Genomic DNA, 16127 nt, shown 5'->3' with positions numbered 1-16127 from the left:
GGGAGGTAGGCCCCTTGATAGATGTAAATAACTTTGAATATATGAAGATTGGACTTGCTTCACCTGACAAGATTCGTTCTTGGTCATACGGTGAAGTTAAGAAACCAGAAACTATTAACTATCGTACGTTAAAGCCTGAAAAAGATGGCTTGTTCTGTGAGCGTATTTTCGGACCACAAAAGGACTGGGAATGTCATTGCGGAAAATACAAACGTGTACGTTATAAAGGTGTAGTTTGTGATCGATGTGGCGTTGAAGTAACGCGTGCAAAAGTACGTCGTGAACGTATGGGTCATATTGAATTAGCTGCTCCTGTATCTCATATTTGGTATTTCAAAGGTATCCCGAGCCGCATGGGACTTGTCTTAGACATGTCCCCTCGCGCGCTTGAAGAAGTAATTTATTTCGCTTCTTATGTTGTAACAGAAAGTGGAGATACACCACTTGATAAGAAGCAATTACTTTCTGAAAAAGAATACCGTGCATATCGTGATCGATATGGTAGCACATTCCAAGCTGCTATGGGTGCAGAAGCGATTAAAAAGCTACTACAAGACATCGATTTAGATAAAGAAGTAGACTTCTTAAAAGAAGAATTAAAAACAGCACAAGGACAACGCCGTACTCGTGCTATTAAACGTCTAGAAGTATTAGAAGCATTCCGCAACTCTGGAAATGAACCATCTTGGATGATCTTAGATGTTCTACCAGTAATCCCACCAGAACTACGCCCAATGGTACAGTTAGATGGTGGACGTTTTGCTACTTCTGACTTAAACGACTTATATCGTCGTGTAATTAACCGTAACAACCGTTTAAAACGTCTATTGGACCTAGGTGCTCCAAGCATCATCGTTCAAAACGAAAAACGTATGTTACAAGAAGCTGTAGACGCATTAATCGATAATGGCCGTCGTGGCCGTCCGGTTACTGGACCAGGTAACCGCCCATTAAAATCACTATCTCACATGCTTAAAGGTAAACAAGGACGTTTCCGTCAAAACTTATTAGGTAAACGTGTTGACTACTCTGGCCGTTCTGTAATCGTTGTAGGACCGAACTTAAAGATGTACCAGTGTGGATTACCGAAAGAAATGGCGCTTGAACTGTTCAAACCTTTCGTTATGAAAGAGTTAGTTGGAAAAGGCTTAGCACACAATATTAAGAGTGCGAAACGTAAAATTGAGCGTGTACACCCTGAAGTTTGGGACGTTTTAGAATCTGTGATTAAAGAGCATCCAGTACTTCTAAACCGCGCACCAACACTTCACCGTCTTGGTATCCAGGCGTTTGAACCTACATTAGTAGAAGGTCGCGCAATTCGTCTTCATCCACTTGTATGTACTGCATACAACGCGGACTTTGACGGTGACCAAATGGCGGTTCACGTTCCGTTATCATCAGAGGCACAAGCAGAAGCTCGTATTCTTATGTTAGCGGCACAAAACATCTTGAATCCAAAAGACGGAAAACCAGTTGTTACTCCATCTCAGGATATGGTATTAGGTAACTACTACTTAACACTTGAGCGTGAAGGCGCAATCGGTGAAGGTATGGTCTTCAAAGATGCAAACGAAGCAATACTTGCATACCAAAATGGATATGTACATCTGCACACACGTGTTGCAGTTGCTGCAAGTTCAGTAAATAACGTAACGTTTACTGAAGAGCAAAAGGGTAAGCTTCTATTAACAACAGTTGGTAAATTAATATTTAACGAAATCTTACCAGAGTCGTTCCCTTATATTAATGAACCGACAAACTCAAACCTTGAAAAAGAAACACCAGCGGAATATTTCGTTGAAAAAGGTGCGAACATTAAAGAAATTATTGCTAGTCGCGAAGAAGTGGCACCATTTAGCAAGAAGATCCTTGGTAACATCATTGCGGAAGTATTCAAACGTTTCCAAATTACGGAAACATCTCGCATGCTTGACCGTATGAAAAACTTAGGATTTAAGTACTCTACAAAGGCTGGTATTACAGTTGGGGTATCTGACATTCTTGTATTAGGTGAAAAAGATGAAATTCTCCATGAAGCACAAGCAAAAGTAGATAATGTAATTAAACAATTCCGTCGCGGTTTAATCACGGAAGAAGAACGTTACGATCGCGTTATCTCTATTTGGAGTAATGCAAAAGATGTTATCCAAGGAAAACTGATGAAATCCTTGAATAAACGCAACCCAATCTTCATGATGAGTGATTCCGGTGCCCGTGGTAACGCATCGAACTTTACTCAGCTTGCTGGTATGCGTGGTCTGATGGCCAATCCATCTGGTCGTATTATCGAACTTCCAATTAAATCAAGTTTCCGTGAAGGTTTAACAGTACTTGAGTACTTCATCTCTACGCATGGTGCGCGTAAAGGTCTTGCCGATACAGCACTTAAAACTGCCGATTCTGGTTACTTAACGCGTCGTCTTGTAGACGTTGCACAAGATGTAATTGTCCGTGAAGATGATTGTGGAACAGATCGTGGTCTATTAATTGGTGCGATTAAAGAGGGTAATGAAGTAATTGAGTCATTATATGATCGTCTTGTTGGACGTTTTGCAAGAAAAACTGTAAAACATCCTGAAACAGGTGAAGTATTAGTTAGTGAAAACCAATTAATTACTGAAGATATCGCTCATATCGTTGAAAATTCGGGTGTTGAAACTGTAAACATTCGTTCAGCGTTCACGTGTAACACTCGCCATGGTGTATGTAAGAAGTGTTACGGTCGTAACTTAGCAACTGGTACAGACGTAGAAGTAGGAGAAGCGGTAGGTATTATCGCAGCTCAATCTATCGGTGAGCCAGGTACACAGTTAACGATGCGTACATTCCATACAGGTGGGGTTGCCGGAGATGATATCACTCAAGGTTTACCTCGTATCCAAGAGATCTTCGAAGCTCGTAATCCGAAAGGTCAGGCAGTTATCAGTGAAATCGACGGTGTTATCGCAGCGATCAACGATGTTAAAGATCGCCAAGAAGTAGTTGTACAGGGTGAAGTTGAAGCTCGTACGTATGCTATTCCTTACGGTGCTCGTCTGAAAGTAACTCCAGGACAGCCAATTAGCCACGGTAAAGAGTTAACAGAAGGTTCTATTGATCCGAAAGAATTACTAAAAGTAACGGACATTACAGCAGTGCAAGAATACTTATTACGTGAAGTTCAAAAAGTATACCGTATGCAAGGGGTAGAAATTGGTGACAAACACGTAGAAGTAATGGTACGCCAAATGCTACGTAAAGTTCGTGTAAGTGATGCAGGTGAAACAGATGTATTACCAGGAACATTACTAGATATCCATCAGTTTACTGATGCGAATGCGAAGGTGTTACTGAAAGGTAAACAACCAGCGACAGCTAGACCTGTTCTACTTGGTATTACAAAAGCTTCACTTGAAACAGATTCGTTCTTATCTGCAGCTTCGTTCCAAGAAACAACTCGTGTTTTAACGGATGCAGCAATTAAAGGTAAACGCGATGAGCTTCTAGGATTGAAAGAGAATGTTATTATCGGTAAGCTTGTTCCTGCTGGAACAGGTATGAATCGTTATCGTAAAGTGGATCTTGTAAAAACAACACAAGATAACATGAATGTAGAAAACGATGAAGTTTATGTGGAACAGTAAAATTTTCCGTCGTAAATTTTGTATAAAAACAGCTAATCCTAGTTGACATTGTATGAGTCAAAATGTTACTATAATCAAGGTTGCTCCTGAACGATGCTTTGGAGGATATTTATATGTCTTATCAAAAAGTGTCAAATGCTGAAAATGTAGTCGTTGGTCATAAACGAACATTGGAAGCAATCAAAAATGGTATAGTTAAAGAAGTTGTTATTGCAGAAGATGCTGATGTGCGGTTAACCCATGTTATCATTCGCACTGCTTTGCAACATAACATACCCATAACAAAAGTTGAATCAGTTCGTAAGCTTGGAAAAGTTTCGGGGATTCAAGTGGGAGCTTCAGCAATAGGAATAATAAGTTAAAACTGTTTTTGTGAGGAGAGAGCATTTGCTCTTCCTTGCAAAAACTTTGTTTTCAACTAATAATGAACCACCTGGATATGTGGTCATACAAACATGCGAAGGGAGGATAATCAAATGCCTACTATTAACCAATTAGTGAGAAATGGTCGTACTGATAAAGTATGGAAATCTAAATCACCTGCGTTAAACAAAGGTTTTAACTCTTTAAAGAAAAAATCAACTGATATCTCTGCACCTCAAAAACGTGGTGTATGTACTCGTGTTGGTACAATGACTCCAAAGAAACCTAACTCAGCGTTACGTAAATACGCTCGTGTACGTTTAACAAACGGGATTGAAGTTACAGCTTACATCCCAGGTATCGGTCATAACTTACAAGAGCATAGCGTAGTATTAATTCGCGGTGGTCGAGTAAAGGATTTACCAGGGGTACGTTACCACATCGTTCGTGGAGCGCTTGATACAGCTGGTGTTGACAAACGTATGCAAGGACGTTCTAAATATGGTACTAAGCGACCAAAACCTGCTAAAAAATAATAAACTTATAATGAAAGGAGGAACTCAATATGCCTCGTAAAGGACCTGTTGCGAAACGTGACGTGTTACCAGATCCAATGTACAATTCTAAGCTAGTAACACGCCTTATCAACAAAATGATGGTTGACGGTAAAAAAGGTAAATCTCAAACAATTCTTTATAACGCTTTCGATATCGTTCGTGAACGTTCAGATAAAGAACCAATGGAAGTATTCGAGCAAGCTCTTAAGAACATCATGCCTGTTCTTGAAGTACGCGCTCGTCGTGTTGGTGGTGCTAACTACCAAGTTCCAGTTGAGGTTCGTCCAGAACGCCGTACAACTTTAGGTCTTCGCTGGTTAGTAAACTATGCTCGTCTTCGTGGTGAAAAAACTATGGAAGAGCGTCTAGCTTACGAAATCTTAGATGCAGCTAACAACGCTGGTGCATCTGTTAAGAAACGTGAAGACACTCATAAAATGGCAGAAGCTAACAAAGCATTTGCTCATTACCGTTGGTAGGATTCAACGTAAAATAAATGTAAGCATAAACCGCTTTATTTGTCGCTTATGGAAGTGTGGAGAGGGAGAATGCCTCTCCCTTTCGTTGGGCGCTCGTTTTACATAATGAGGGTACTGGACACTGGCATATGTAACAATATAAAGTGGCTTTTTTGCTACTTAAAATAAAAAATCCAATCCATATATGGAAGGAGCAAGACACCAAATGACAAGAGAGTTCTCTTTAGAAAACACTCGTAATATTGGTATCATGGCTCACATCGATGCTGGTAAAACAACAGCAACTGAGCGTATTCTGTATTACACAGGACGTATTCATAAAATCGGTGAAACTCATGAAGGTGCATCTCAGATGGACTGGATGGAGCAAGAGCAAGAGCGTGGTATCACAATTACTTCTGCTGCAACTACAGCTCAATGGAAAGGTCACCGTGTAAACATCATTGATACTCCAGGACACGTAGACTTCACAGTAGAAGTAGAACGTTCTTTACGCGTACTTGATGGTGCGGTAGCAGTACTTGATGCACAATCTGGTGTAGAACCACAAACAGAAACTGTTTGGCGTCAGGCTACTACTTACGGTGTACCTCGTATCGTATTCGTTAACAAAATGGATAAGATCGGTGCAGATTTCTTATACTCTGTAGGAACAATCCACGATCGTTTACAAGCAAACGCACATCCAATTCAGTTACCAATCGGTGCTGAAGATGAGTTCAATGGTATCATTGATCTTGTTGAAGAGTGTGCTTACATGTACGGTAACGATTTAGGAACAGACATCGAGCGTGTCGAAATTCCTGAAGAGCACAAAGAACTAGCTGAAGAATACCGTGGAAAGCTTATTGAAGCGGTAGCTGAGCTTGATGAAGAAATGATGATGAAGTACCTAGAAGGTGAAGAAATCACTGTAGAAGAGCTTAAAGCTGGTATCCGTAAGGCTACAACTTCTGTAGAATTCTTCCCAGTAATCTGTGGTTCTGCATTCAAAAACAAAGGTGTTCAAATCCTGTTAGACGCAGTTATAGACTACCTACCATCTCCATTAGATGTACCTGCTATTAAAGGTACTCTTCCGGATACAGATGAAGAAGTAGAACGTAAGTCTAGCGATGAAGAACCATTCGCAGCTCTAGCATTCAAAATCATGACTGACCCTTATGTTGGTAAGTTAACGTTCTTCCGTGTGTACTCTGGTGTGTTAAACTCTGGATCATACGTGAAAAACTCAACTAAAGGTAAGCGTGAGCGTGTAGGACGTATCCTACAAATGCACGCTAACAGCCGTGAAGAGATTTCAACAGTTTACGCTGGTGATATCGCTGCTGCTGTAGGTTTAAAAGATACTACTACTGGTGATACTCTTTGTGACGAGAAGAGTCTTGTTATCCTTGAGTCTATGGAATTCCCAGAGCCAGTTATCTCTGTAGCTATCGAACCAAAATCTAAAGCTGACCAAGATAAAATGGGTACAGCATTATCTAAGCTTTCTGAAGAAGATCCAACATTCCGTGCTCACACTGACCAAGAAACTGGCCAAACTATCATCGCTGGTATGGGTGAACTTCACCTTGATATCATCGTTGACCGTATGCGCCGTGAATTCAAAGTCGAAGCAAACGTTGGTGCTCCTCAGGTAGCATACCGTGAAACTTTCCGCGCTGCTGCGAAAGTTGAAGGTAAGTTTGCTCGTCAATCTGGTGGACGTGGACAATTCGGTCACGTTTGGATTGAGTTTGCACCTAACGAAGAAGGTAAAGGATTTGAATTCGAAAACAAAATCGTCGGCGGTGTAGTTCCACGTGAATACATCCCAGCTGTTGGAGCGGGTCTTGAAGACTCACTTAAAAATGGTGTACTAGCTGGTTACCCACTAGTTGACATTAAAGCAGCATTAGTTGACGGTTCTTACCATGATGTCGATTCATCTGAGATGGCGTTCAAAATCGCTGCATCTATGGCACTTAAAGCTGCGGTTTCTAAATGTAACCCAGTAATTCTTGAGCCAATGATGAAAGTTGAAGTTGTAATCCCTGAAGAATACATGGGAGACATCATGGGTGACGTAACATCTCGTCGTGGACGTGTAGAAGGTATGGAAGCTCGCGGTAACGCACAAGTTGTTCGCGCTATGGTTCCGCTTTCTGAAATGTTCGGTTATGCGACAGCATTACGTTCTAACACTCAAGGACGCGGAACATTCTCAATGACATTTGATCATTATGAAGAAGTACCGAAGTCTGTTTCAGAAGAAATTATTAAAAAAAATAAAGGCGAATAATTGATTTTTATCAATTGTTCGAGTATAACTACTTATGTAAGCTTAGAAAGTGGGACGTAAGTTTCGCTTTCTAGTCTAAATATAAAATAACCTATATAAACTAAGGAGGAATTTAGAATGGCTAAAGCTAAATTCGAACGTTCTAAACCCCATGTTAACATCGGTACAATCGGCCACGTTGACCATGGTAAAACTACATTAACTGCTGCGATCACTACAGTTCTTGCAAAAGCTGGTGGTGCTGAAGCACGCGGATACGATCAAATCGACGCTGCTCCAGAAGAAAGAGAGCGCGGAATCACAATCTCAACTGCACACGTTGAGTACGAAACTGAAACTCGTCACTATGCACACGTTGACTGCCCAGGTCACGCTGACTATGTTAAAAACATGATCACTGGTGCTGCTCAAATGGACGGCGGTATCTTAGTAGTATCTGCTGCTGATGGCCCAATGCCTCAAACACGTGAGCACATCCTTCTTTCTCGTCAAGTAGGTGTTCCTTACATCGTTGTATTCTTAAACAAATGCGACATGGTTGACGACGAAGAATTATTAGAATTAGTAGAAATGGAAGTTCGTGACCTATTATCTGAATACGGATTCCCAGGCGACGACATTCCTGTAATCAAAGGTTCTGCTCTTAAAGCTCTTCAAGGAGAAGCTGATTGGGAAGCAAAAATCATTGAATTAATGACTGAAGTTGATGCTTACATCCCAACTCCAGAACGTGAAACTGACAAACCATTCTTAATGCCTATCGAGGATGTATTCTCTATCACAGGTCGTGGTACAGTTGCAACTGGTCGTGTAGAGCGCGGAATCGTTAAAGTTGGTGACGTAGTAGAAATCATCGGTCTTGCTGAAGAGAATGCTTCTACAACTGTAACTGGTGTAGAAATGTTCCGTAAACTTCTTGACCAAGCTCAAGCTGGAGACAACATCGGTGCTCTTCTTCGTGGGGTTGCTCGTGAAGACATCCAACGTGGACAAGTTCTTGCTAAAACTGGCTCTGTAAAAGCACACGCTAAATTCAAAGCTGAAGTTTTCGTATTATCTAAAGAAGAAGGTGGACGTCACACTCCATTCTTCGCTAACTACCGTCCTCAGTTCTACTTCCGTACAACTGACGTAACTGGTATCATCCAATTACCAGAAGGTACTGAAATGGTAATGCCTGGTGACAACATCGAAATGACTATCGAACTTATCGCTCCAATCGCTATCGAAGAGGGAACTAAATTCTCTATTCGTGAAGGTGGACGTACAGTAGGTTACGGTGTAGTTGCTACTATCGTTGAGTAATCTTAACTGATATAAAAACGCCCCCAAGGGATTTCCCCTTGGGGGCGTTTTGTTTGTGTTTATATAATGAATTGGATGATATCTTTATGTTTTGACGAGTTTCTTCTATAGTATATAAAAACATTAAAATGAAACCCAAAAACTGTAAAATGAATTCTAGTAGATGAAAACTTGAAATTCTTTAAAGTGCCATGTATAATAGCAAAAGTAGAGAAAAGCAGATGCAAACAAAAAGATGCTTGCATCTAGACTAATAACATTGTATAATAGACAATGTTGGTCTTTGACTGCGATGAAGTGGAAGGTTGCTGACACACCCGGCCGCTTTGCCATGGCATGGTGTGGGGAAATTTCCATGGAGAAGGTCTATTTTAGAAATAGGCGAACGAAGGAGGGAAAATAATGGCAAAAGAAAAAATTCGTATCCGTTTAAAAGCTTATGATCACCGTATTCTTGATCAATCAGCTGAGAAAATTGTAGAAACAGCTAAGCGTTCTGGGGCAACAGTTTCTGGTCCGATCCCATTACCAACTGAGAAGACTATTTACACAATTCTTCGTGCTGTTCATAAGTACAAAGATTCTCGTGAGCAATTCGAAATGCGCACACACAAACGTTTAATCGATATCGTGAGTCCTACTCCACAAACAGTAGATTCATTAATGCGTTTAGACTTACCGTCTGGTGTAGATATCGAAATTAAACTATAAATTATATAACTTAAAAATGTAGGAGGTGTAACTCATGACCAAAGGAATCTTAGGAAGAAAGATCGGTATGACTCAAGTATTTGCTGAGAACGGTGAGTTAATCCCAGTAACAGTTATCGCTGCTAATCCAAACGTTGTTCTTCAAAAGAAAACAACTGAAACTGATGGCTACAATGCAATCCAGTTAGGATTTGAAGATAAACGTGAAAAGTTAACTAACAAACCTGAACAAGGCCACACTGCTAAAGCATCTACAACTCCTAAGCGCTTCATTCGCGAAATCCGCGATGCAGACGTGGACGGATTAGAGGTTGGTCAAGAGGTAAAAGTTGAAGTTTTCGCTGCAGGTGAAATCGTTGACGTAACAGGAATTTCTAAAGGTAAAGGTTTCCAAGGTGTTATCAAACGCCACGGACAATCTCGCGGACCTATGTCTCATGGTTCTCGCTATCACCGTCGTCCAGGTTCAATGGGCCCAGTTGCTCCGAACCGTGTATTCAAAGGCAAAAAACTTGCTGGACGTATGGGTGGAGACCAAGTTACTATCCAAAACTTAGAAATCGTTCAAGTTGACACTGAGCGCAACTTATTACTAGTAAAAGGTAACGTTCCAGGTGCTAAGAAATCTCTTGTAGTTGTTCAAGGCGCTGTGAAGGTTAGCAAATAATTCACAATAGGAAGGAGGAATTCCAATGCCAAAAGTTACTGTATATAACCAAACTGGTTCACAGGTTGGTGAAATCGAATTAGCTGAAGCTATTTTCGGTATCGAACCAAATGAAGCTGTACTTTTCGAAGCTGTAATGATGCAACGTGCATCTTTACGTCAAGGTACACACAAAGTAAAAACTCGTTCTGAAGTTCGCGGTGGTGGTCGTAAACCATGGCGTCAAAAAGGAACTGGACGTGCTCGTCAAGGGTCTATCCGTTCTCCTCAATGGCGTGGTGGTGGTACGGTATTCGGACCTACACCAAGAAGCTATGCGTACAAACTTCCTAAGAAGGTTCGTCGTTTAGCAATTAAATCTGCATTAGCTACTAAAGTAGTTGAGAACAACATTGTAGTTCTTGAAGACCTAGTATTAAATGCACCAAAAACAAAAGACATGCTAGCAGTACTTAAAGGATTAACTGTTGAGAAGAAAGCTCTTATCGTAACTGCTGATGCAAACGAATCTGTAGAGTTATCTGCTCGCAATATCCCTGGAGTAACAGTAATCACTGCTGATGGCGTAAACGTTTTAGACGTGCTTCATCATGATAAGCTAATCATGACAAAAGCGGCAGTGGAAAAAGTAGAGGAGGTGCTTGCATAATGAGAGATCCTCGTGATATCATTAAGCGCCCAGTTATCACTGAACGTTCTATGGAAATGATGGCTGAAAAAAAATACACGTTCGATGTGGACGTTAAATCTAATAAAACAGAAGTTAAAGATGCTCTTGAAGCGATCTTTGGTGTTAAAGTAGAAAAAGTGAACATCATGAACTACAAGCCGAAAGCAAAACGCGTTGGTCGTCACGCTGGTTTTACTAGCCGTCGTCGTAAAGCAATCGTTAAGCTAACTGCTGACAGCAAAGAAATCGAAATCTTCCAAGGTGTTTAATTCTTACTAAAGAAGGAGGGAAATTGAGATGGGAATTAAAAAGTATAATCCAACTACTAACGGTCGTCGTAATATGACTACGAATGATTTCGCTGAAATCACGACTGACAGACCCGAAAAGTCTTTACTTGCTCCTTTAAGCAAGAAGGCTGGTCGTAATAACCAAGGTAAAATTACTGTACGTCATCAAGGTGGCGGACATAAGCGTCAATACCGTATCATCGACTTTAAGCGTAACAAAGATGGAATTCCAGGACGCGTTGCTACGATCGAATATGATCCAAACCGCTCTGCGAATATCGCATTAATTAACTACGTTGACGGTGAAAAACGTTACATTCTTGCTCCTAAATCTTTAGAAGTAGGTATGGAAGTTATGTCTGGCCCAGAAGCTGACATCAAAATCGGTAACGCATTACCATTAATCAACATTCCAGTAGGTACTGTTGTTCATAACATCGAGCTTAAGCCTGGTCGTGGCGGACAATTAGTTCGTTCTGCTGGTACATCTGCTCAAGTACTTGGTAAAGAAGGTAAATACGTACTTGTACGTTTAACTTCTGGTGAAGTACGTCTTGTATTATCTGCTTGTCGCGCTTCAATCGGTCAAGTAGGTAACGAACAACATGAACTTATCAAAATCGGTAAAGCAGGTCGCTCTCGCTGGTTAGGTAAACGCCCAACAGTTCGTGGTTCTGTAATGAACCCGGTTGATCACCCACACGGTGGTGGTGAAGGTCGTTCTCCAATCGGACGTAAGTCTCCAATGTCTCCATGGGGTAAACCAACTCTTGGATTCAAGACTCGTAAGAAAAACAAAGCGTCTGACAAATTTATCGTTCGTCGTCGTAAAAAATAATGGGATTGTAGTACGGTTCATTTCTAGAACCGTACGCCAATCACGAAGGGAGGCACCAAAATGGCTCGTAGCTTAAAAAAAGGACCATTTGTCGATGATCACTTAATGAGCAAAATGGAAAAATTAGTTGCATCTGAGCAAAAACAAGTTGTTAAAACTTGGTCTCGCCGTTCAACAATCTTCCCTCAGTTCATCGGACACACAATCGCTGTATATGATGGTCGTAAACACGTACCTGTGTACATCACTGAGGATATGGTTGGCCATAAGTTAGGTGAATTCGCACCAACTCGTACGTATAAAGGTCACCTTGCTGACGATAAGAAAACTAGAAGATAATGAGAGGAGGCACTTCAATGCAAGCTAAAGCAGTAGCGAGAACAGTTCGTATTGCTCCTCGTAAAGTTCGTTTAGTAGTAGACTTAATCCGAGGTAAGCAAGTGGGTGAAGCGATTGCTATCCTTAACCACACACCAAAAACTGCTTCTCCAGTTGTAGAAAAAGTTTTAAAATCTGCAATCGCAAATGCAGAGCACAATTATGAGATGGATATTAACAACCTAGTTGTTGAAAAAGTCTTCGTTGACGAAGGTCCAACGTTGAAACGTTTCCGTCCACGTGCAATGGGTCGTGCAAGCCAAATTAACAAACGCACAAGCCACATCACAGTTGTGGTATCAGAAAAGAAGGAGGGATAATCGATGGGTCAAAAGGTTAATCCAATTGGTCTTCGTGTCGGTGTTATCCGTGACTGGGAATCTCGTTGGTTCGCTGAGAAAGATTACGCTACATTATTACATGAAGACATCAAAATCCGTGAGTACATTAATGTACGCTTAAAAGATTCTGCTGTTGCTAAAGTAGAAATCGAACGTGCAGCAAATCGTGTAAATGTTACAATTCACACTGCAAAACCTGGTATGGTAATTGGTAAAGGTGGTACTGAAGTTGAAGCACTTCGTAAAGCTCTTAACCAATTAACAGGCAAGCGTGTACACATCAACATTTTAGAAGTTAAGAGAGCTGATCTTAACGCTAAATTAGTAGGCGAAAACATCGCTCGTCAATTAGAAAACCGTGTATCATTCCGTCGTGCACAAAAGCAAGTTATTCAACGTGCTATGCGTGCAGGTGCTAAAGGTATTAAAACACAGGTTTCTGGTCGTCTTGGCGGAGCTGATATCGCTCGTGCAGAATCTTACAGTGAAGGAACTGTTCCACTTCATACACTTCGCGCTGATATTGACTATGCAGCAGTTGAAGCTGATACAACATACGGTAAATTAGGCGTAAAAGTATGGATCTACCGTGGAGAAGTCCTTCCTACAAAAAAGAAAGCTTCTGAGGAAGGAGGAAAATAATATGTTAATGCCAAAACGCGTAAAATATCGTAGAGAGCATCGTGGTAAAATGCGTGGTCGTGCTAAAGGTGGAACTGAAATTGCTTTCGGTGAATTCGGTTTACAAGCACAAGCTGCTTCATGGATTACAAACCGTCAAATCGAAGCTGCTCGTCGTGCAATGACTCGTTACATGAAACGTGGCGGTAAAGTATGGATTAAAATTTTCCCTTCTAAACCTTACACTGCAAAACCTCTAGAAGTACGTATGGGTTCCGGTAAAGGGGCACCAGAAGGCTGGGTAGCAGTAGTAAAACCTGGGAAAATTATGTTCGAAATCGCGGGTGTATCTGAAGAGGTAGCACGCGAAGCATTACGTCTTGCAGCTCACAAGTTACCTGTGAAATGTAAATTCGTAAAACGTGAAGAAAATGGTGGTGAATCTAATGAAAACTAATGATATTCGTGAATTAACCACTGCCGAAATCGAAACAAAAGTTAAAGCTTTAAAGGAAGAGTTGTTTAATCTTCGCTTCCAACTTGCTACAGGACAATTAGAGAATCCAACTCGCATTCGTGAAGTGCGTAAAGCAATTGCTCGTATGAAAACTGTAGTTCGTGAAAGAGAGATCGGAATTAATCGATAAATTGAGGGGAGGTTTGCATAGTGAGCGAACGTAACCAACGCAAAGTTTATACTGGTCGTGTAGTGTCTGACAAAATGGACAAAACGATTACAGTTTTAGTTGAAACTTACAAAACTCATTCCTTGTACGGAAAACGTGTTAAGTATTCTAAGAAGTACAAAGCCCATGATGAGCAAAACCAAGCGAAACTTGGCGATATCGTTAAAATCATGGAAACTCGCCCGCTTTCTGCTACTAAGCGTTTCCGTTTAGTTGAAATCGTTGAAGAAGCGGTTATTATCTAAATAGACGAATCGGAATTTTTAGTCCGAAGGGAGGTTTCATAACATGATCCAACAAGAATCTCGTTTGAAAGTTGCTGACAACTCTGGTGCACGTGAACTTTTAACAATTAAAGTATTAGGCGGCTCTGGTCGTAAATATGCTAACATTGGTGACATTATCGTTGCTACGGTAAAACAAGCAACACCAGGTGGCGTTGTTAAAAAAGGTGACGTTGTTAAAGCAGTAGTAGTACGTACGAAGAGCGGAGCTCGTCGTCCGGACGGTTCTTACATCAAATTTGATGAAAACGCAGCGGTTATCATTAAAGACGATAAGAGCCCACGTGGTACTCGTATCTTCGGACCAGTAGCTCGTGAATTACGTGATAGCAACTTCATGAAGATCGTTTCTTTAGCTCCAGAAGTTCTATAATTTAAGGTATTGCCTTGCTAAGGAGGTGCAGAATTAAGATGCATGTAAAAAAAGGTGATAAAGTACAGGTAATCACTGGTAAAGACAAAGGAAAACAAGGCGTTATCCTTGTGGCTTTCCCAAAGCAAAACCGTGTTATCGTTGAGGGTGTTAACATCGTTAAAAAACACTCTAAGCCATCTCAATTAAATCCACAAGGTGGAATTATTACTAAAGAAGCACCTATTCACGTTTCTAACGTTATGATTTTAGATCCGAAAACAGGTGAACCTACTCGCGTAGGCTTCAAAGTAGAAGATGGTAAAAAAGTTCGTATTGCAAAAAAATCTGGTGAATTATTAGATAAATAATTTTCTTAAGAAAGGAGGTCACTTCATTGAATCGCCTTAAAGAGAAGTTCCAAAAGGAAATTACTCCTGCTCTAGTGAGCAAGTTTAACTATAAATCTGTGATGGAAGTACCGAAAATCGAAAAGATCGTAATCAACACTGGTGTTGGTGACGCGGTATCTAACTCAAAAGCTTTAGACAATGCAGTAGAAGAATTAACACAAATCGCAGGTCAAAAACCTGTTGTAACTCGTGCTAAAAAATCAATCGCTGGTTTCCGTCTTCGTGAAGGTATGCCAATCGGTGCGAAAGTAACTTTACGCGGCGAGCAAATGTATGAGTTCTTCGACAAATTAGTATCGGTTTCTTTACCACGTGTACGTGATTTCCGTGGTGTTTCTAAGAAATCATTCGATGGTCGTGGGAACTACACATTAGGTGTTAAAGAGCAACTTATCTTCCCTGAGATTGATTATGATAAAGTAAGCAAAGTACGCGGTATGGACATCGTAATCGTTACTACAGCGAAAACTGATGAAGAAGCTCGTGAACTTTTAACACAATTCGGTATGCCATTCCAAAAATAATGGAAGCCAACGCTAAGTAGAGGAGGCGAAAACGTGGCTAAAAAATCTATGATAGCGAAACAAAAGCGTACTCCTAAGTTTAAAGTACAAGAGTATACACGTTGCGAACGCTGCGGTCGTCCGCATTCTGTATACCGCAAATTTAAACTTTGCCGTATTTGTTTCCGTGAACTTGCATATAAAGGTCAAATTCCTGGTGTTAAAAAAGCTAGTTGGTAAAACCCACAAATGGGAAGGAGGTAAAACACATGGTGATGACAGATCCAATTGCAGACATGCTTACTCGCATCCGTAATGCGAACATGGTACGTCATGAGAAATTAGAGGTTCCTGCTTCTAAAATCAAAAAAGAGATCGCTGAACTTTTAAAACGTGAAGGTTTCATTCGTGATGTAGAATACATCGAGGATAACAAACAAGGTATCCTTCGTATTTTCCTGAAATATGGTGCAAACAATGAACGTGTAATCACTGGATTAAAACGTATCAGTAAACCTGGCTTACGCGTTTACGCTAAAGCTGACGAAGTACCACGTGTACTTAACGGATTAGGTATCGCTCTTGTTTCTACATCTAAGGGAGTAATGACAGACAAAGACGCTCGTCAATTACAAACTGGTGGAGAAGTAGTAGCATACGTTTGGTAATATATATTTAAAACGAACGGAGGTGTGACCACATGTCTCGTATTGGTAAAAAGATTCTTGAAATCCCTGCAGGTGTTACTATTACAATTGC

At 40.8% G+C, this 16127-nt stretch carries 22 protein-coding genes; all 22 read left to right on the top strand.

The genetic code is table 11. The features are described 5' to 3' along the window. Positions 1-14: 14 nt before the first annotated feature. The gene (rpoC, locus tag MR160_RS22295) at positions 15-3626 is read left to right on the top strand and encodes a DNA-directed RNA polymerase subunit beta' (RefSeq protein ID WP_000567944.1); all 3612 of its coding nucleotides are present in this window, start codon (positions 15-17) and stop codon (positions 3624-3626) included. Positions 3627-3739: 113 nt separating this feature from the next. Continuing rightward, a complete protein-coding gene (locus MR160_RS22290) occupies positions 3740-3988 on the top strand; it encodes a 50S ribosomal protein L7ae-like protein (protein ID WP_000121833.1) in 249 nt (82 codons plus the stop codon). 114 nt (positions 3989-4102) lie between these two features. Then, a complete protein-coding gene (gene rpsL, locus MR160_RS22285; RefSeq protein WP_001142341.1) occupies positions 4103-4525 on the top strand; it encodes a 30S ribosomal protein S12 in 423 nt (140 codons plus the stop codon). Positions 4526-4554: 29 nt separating this feature from the next. Beyond that, positions 4555-5025, top strand: coding sequence for a 30S ribosomal protein S7 (gene rpsG, locus MR160_RS22280; RefSeq protein ID WP_001137492.1), 471 nt, complete (start codon positions 4555-4557; stop codon positions 5023-5025). Positions 5026-5230: 205 nt separating this feature from the next. Next, positions 5231-7309 (top strand): elongation factor G, encoded by a 2079-nt coding sequence (fusA, locus tag MR160_RS22275; RefSeq protein WP_000196384.1) that lies wholly within the window; start codon positions 5231-5233, stop codon positions 7307-7309. Positions 7310-7426: 117 nt separating this feature from the next. Then, positions 7427-8614, top strand: a complete 1188-nt coding sequence (tuf, locus tag MR160_RS22270) for an elongation factor Tu (RefSeq protein WP_001029617.1) — start codon at positions 7427-7429, stop codon at positions 8612-8614. Positions 8615-9016: 402 nt separating this feature from the next. After that, on the top strand, positions 9017-9325 hold the full coding sequence (gene rpsJ / locus MR160_RS22265) for a 30S ribosomal protein S10 (RefSeq protein WP_001040595.1): 309 nt from the start codon (positions 9017-9019) through the stop codon (positions 9323-9325). A gap of 34 nt (positions 9326-9359) precedes the next feature. Continuing rightward, on the top strand, positions 9360-9992 hold the full coding sequence (gene rplC, locus MR160_RS22260; protein WP_000160209.1) for a 50S ribosomal protein L3: 633 nt from the start codon (positions 9360-9362) through the stop codon (positions 9990-9992). 25 nt (positions 9993-10017) lie between these two features. Further along, positions 10018-10641, top strand: coding sequence for a 50S ribosomal protein L4 (gene rplD, locus MR160_RS22255; protein WP_001127258.1), 624 nt, complete (start codon positions 10018-10020; stop codon positions 10639-10641). Further along, positions 10641-10931 carry a 50S ribosomal protein L23 gene (rplW, locus tag MR160_RS22250; protein ID WP_001205558.1) on the top strand — a complete coding sequence of 97 codons (291 nt, stop codon included), beginning with the start codon at positions 10641-10643 and terminating at the stop codon, positions 10929-10931. Before rplD ends, rplW begins: the two co-directional genes overlap by 1 nt. A 28-nt stretch (positions 10932-10959) precedes the next feature. Beyond that, on the top strand, positions 10960-11790 hold the full coding sequence (gene rplB / locus MR160_RS22245; protein WP_000511583.1) for a 50S ribosomal protein L2: 831 nt from the start codon (positions 10960-10962) through the stop codon (positions 11788-11790). Positions 11791-11850: 60 nt separating this feature from the next. Beyond that, the gene (rpsS, locus tag MR160_RS22240) at positions 11851-12129 is read left to right on the top strand and encodes a 30S ribosomal protein S19 (protein ID WP_000124454.1); all 279 of its coding nucleotides are present in this window, start codon (positions 11851-11853) and stop codon (positions 12127-12129) included. A gap of 17 nt (positions 12130-12146) precedes the next feature. Then, positions 12147-12488, top strand: coding sequence for a 50S ribosomal protein L22 (gene rplV, locus MR160_RS22235; RefSeq protein ID WP_001148024.1), 342 nt, complete (start codon positions 12147-12149; stop codon positions 12486-12488). 3 nt (positions 12489-12491) lie between these two features. Continuing rightward, positions 12492-13151 (top strand): 30S ribosomal protein S3, encoded by a 660-nt coding sequence (rpsC, locus tag MR160_RS22230; protein ID WP_000529956.1) that lies wholly within the window; start codon positions 12492-12494, stop codon positions 13149-13151. A 1-nt stretch (position 13152) separates the two neighbouring features. Beyond that, positions 13153-13587 carry a 50S ribosomal protein L16 gene (rplP, locus tag MR160_RS22225; protein WP_000928969.1) on the top strand — a complete coding sequence of 145 codons (435 nt, stop codon included), beginning with the start codon at positions 13153-13155 and terminating at the stop codon, positions 13585-13587. Continuing rightward, positions 13577-13777 carry a 50S ribosomal protein L29 gene (gene rpmC / locus MR160_RS22220; RefSeq protein ID WP_000855718.1) on the top strand — a complete coding sequence of 67 codons (201 nt, stop codon included), beginning with the start codon at positions 13577-13579 and terminating at the stop codon, positions 13775-13777. Before rplP ends, rpmC begins: the two co-directional genes overlap by 11 nt. Before the next feature lie 20 nt (positions 13778-13797). After that, positions 13798-14061 carry a 30S ribosomal protein S17 gene (gene rpsQ, locus MR160_RS22215; protein ID WP_000004106.1) on the top strand — a complete coding sequence of 88 codons (264 nt, stop codon included), beginning with the start codon at positions 13798-13800 and terminating at the stop codon, positions 14059-14061. Positions 14062-14104: 43 nt separating this feature from the next. Then, positions 14105-14473, top strand: a complete 369-nt coding sequence (gene rplN / locus MR160_RS22210; RefSeq protein ID WP_000615912.1) for a 50S ribosomal protein L14 — start codon at positions 14105-14107, stop codon at positions 14471-14473. A 38-nt stretch (positions 14474-14511) separates the two neighbouring features. Then, the gene (rplX, locus tag MR160_RS22205) at positions 14512-14823 is read left to right on the top strand and encodes a 50S ribosomal protein L24 (protein WP_000558200.1); all 312 of its coding nucleotides are present in this window, start codon (positions 14512-14514) and stop codon (positions 14821-14823) included. 26 nt (positions 14824-14849) lie between these two features. Beyond that, positions 14850-15389 carry a 50S ribosomal protein L5 gene (rplE, locus tag MR160_RS22200; RefSeq protein WP_001080829.1) on the top strand — a complete coding sequence of 180 codons (540 nt, stop codon included), beginning with the start codon at positions 14850-14852 and terminating at the stop codon, positions 15387-15389. 33 nt (positions 15390-15422) lie between these two features. Further along, positions 15423-15608 (top strand): 30S ribosomal protein S14, encoded by a 186-nt coding sequence (rpsN, locus tag MR160_RS22195; protein ID WP_001085700.1) that lies wholly within the window; start codon positions 15423-15425, stop codon positions 15606-15608. Between the two features lie 29 nt (positions 15609-15637). Continuing rightward, complete coding sequence (gene rpsH / locus MR160_RS22190) at positions 15638-16036, top strand: 30S ribosomal protein S8 (protein WP_000245511.1); 399 nt, start codon at positions 15638-15640, stop codon at positions 16034-16036. Positions 16037-16127 lie beyond the last annotated feature (91 nt).

The organism is Bacillus cereus group sp. BfR-BA-01382, assembly GCF_022663475.1.
Taxonomy (GTDB): Bacteria; Bacillota; Bacilli; order Bacillales; family Bacillaceae_G; genus Bacillus_A; species Bacillus_A thuringiensis_S.
This window is presented reverse-complemented; position numbering and strand designations above follow the sequence as displayed.

Excerpts from the sequence above, each read along its gene's own strand:
- MR160_RS22290 (WP_000121833.1), top strand. The coding sequence starts at position 3,740 with ATGTCTTATCAAAAAGTGTCAAATGCTGAAAATGTAGTCGTTGGTCAT.
- rpsL (WP_001142341.1), top strand. The coding sequence starts at position 4,103 with ATGCCTACTATTAACCAATTAGTGAGAAATGGTCGTACTGATAAAGTA.
- rpsG (WP_001137492.1), top strand. The coding sequence starts at position 4,555 with ATGCCTCGTAAAGGACCTGTTGCGAAACGTGACGTGTTACCAGATCCA.
- fusA (WP_000196384.1), top strand. The coding sequence starts at position 5,231 with ATGACAAGAGAGTTCTCTTTAGAAAACACTCGTAATATTGGTATCATG.
- tuf (WP_001029617.1), top strand. The coding sequence starts at position 7,427 with ATGGCTAAAGCTAAATTCGAACGTTCTAAACCCCATGTTAACATCGGT.
- rpsJ (WP_001040595.1), top strand. The coding sequence starts at position 9,017 with ATGGCAAAAGAAAAAATTCGTATCCGTTTAAAAGCTTATGATCACCGT.
- rplC (WP_000160209.1), top strand. The coding sequence starts at position 9,360 with ATGACCAAAGGAATCTTAGGAAGAAAGATCGGTATGACTCAAGTATTT.
- rplD (WP_001127258.1), top strand. The coding sequence starts at position 10,018 with ATGCCAAAAGTTACTGTATATAACCAAACTGGTTCACAGGTTGGTGAA.
- rplW (WP_001205558.1), top strand. The coding sequence starts at position 10,641 with ATGAGAGATCCTCGTGATATCATTAAGCGCCCAGTTATCACTGAACGT.
- rplB (WP_000511583.1), top strand. The coding sequence starts at position 10,960 with ATGGGAATTAAAAAGTATAATCCAACTACTAACGGTCGTCGTAATATG.
- rpsS (WP_000124454.1), top strand. The coding sequence starts at position 11,851 with ATGGCTCGTAGCTTAAAAAAAGGACCATTTGTCGATGATCACTTAATG.
- rplV (WP_001148024.1), top strand. The coding sequence starts at position 12,147 with ATGCAAGCTAAAGCAGTAGCGAGAACAGTTCGTATTGCTCCTCGTAAA.
- rpsC (WP_000529956.1), top strand. The coding sequence starts at position 12,492 with ATGGGTCAAAAGGTTAATCCAATTGGTCTTCGTGTCGGTGTTATCCGT.
- rplP (WP_000928969.1), top strand. The coding sequence starts at position 13,153 with ATGTTAATGCCAAAACGCGTAAAATATCGTAGAGAGCATCGTGGTAAA.
- rpmC (WP_000855718.1), top strand. The coding sequence starts at position 13,577 with ATGAAAACTAATGATATTCGTGAATTAACCACTGCCGAAATCGAAACA.
- rplN (WP_000615912.1), top strand. The coding sequence starts at position 14,105 with ATGATCCAACAAGAATCTCGTTTGAAAGTTGCTGACAACTCTGGTGCA.
- rplX (WP_000558200.1), top strand. The coding sequence starts at position 14,512 with ATGCATGTAAAAAAAGGTGATAAAGTACAGGTAATCACTGGTAAAGAC.
- rpsH (WP_000245511.1), top strand. The coding sequence starts at position 15,638 with ATGGTGATGACAGATCCAATTGCAGACATGCTTACTCGCATCCGTAAT.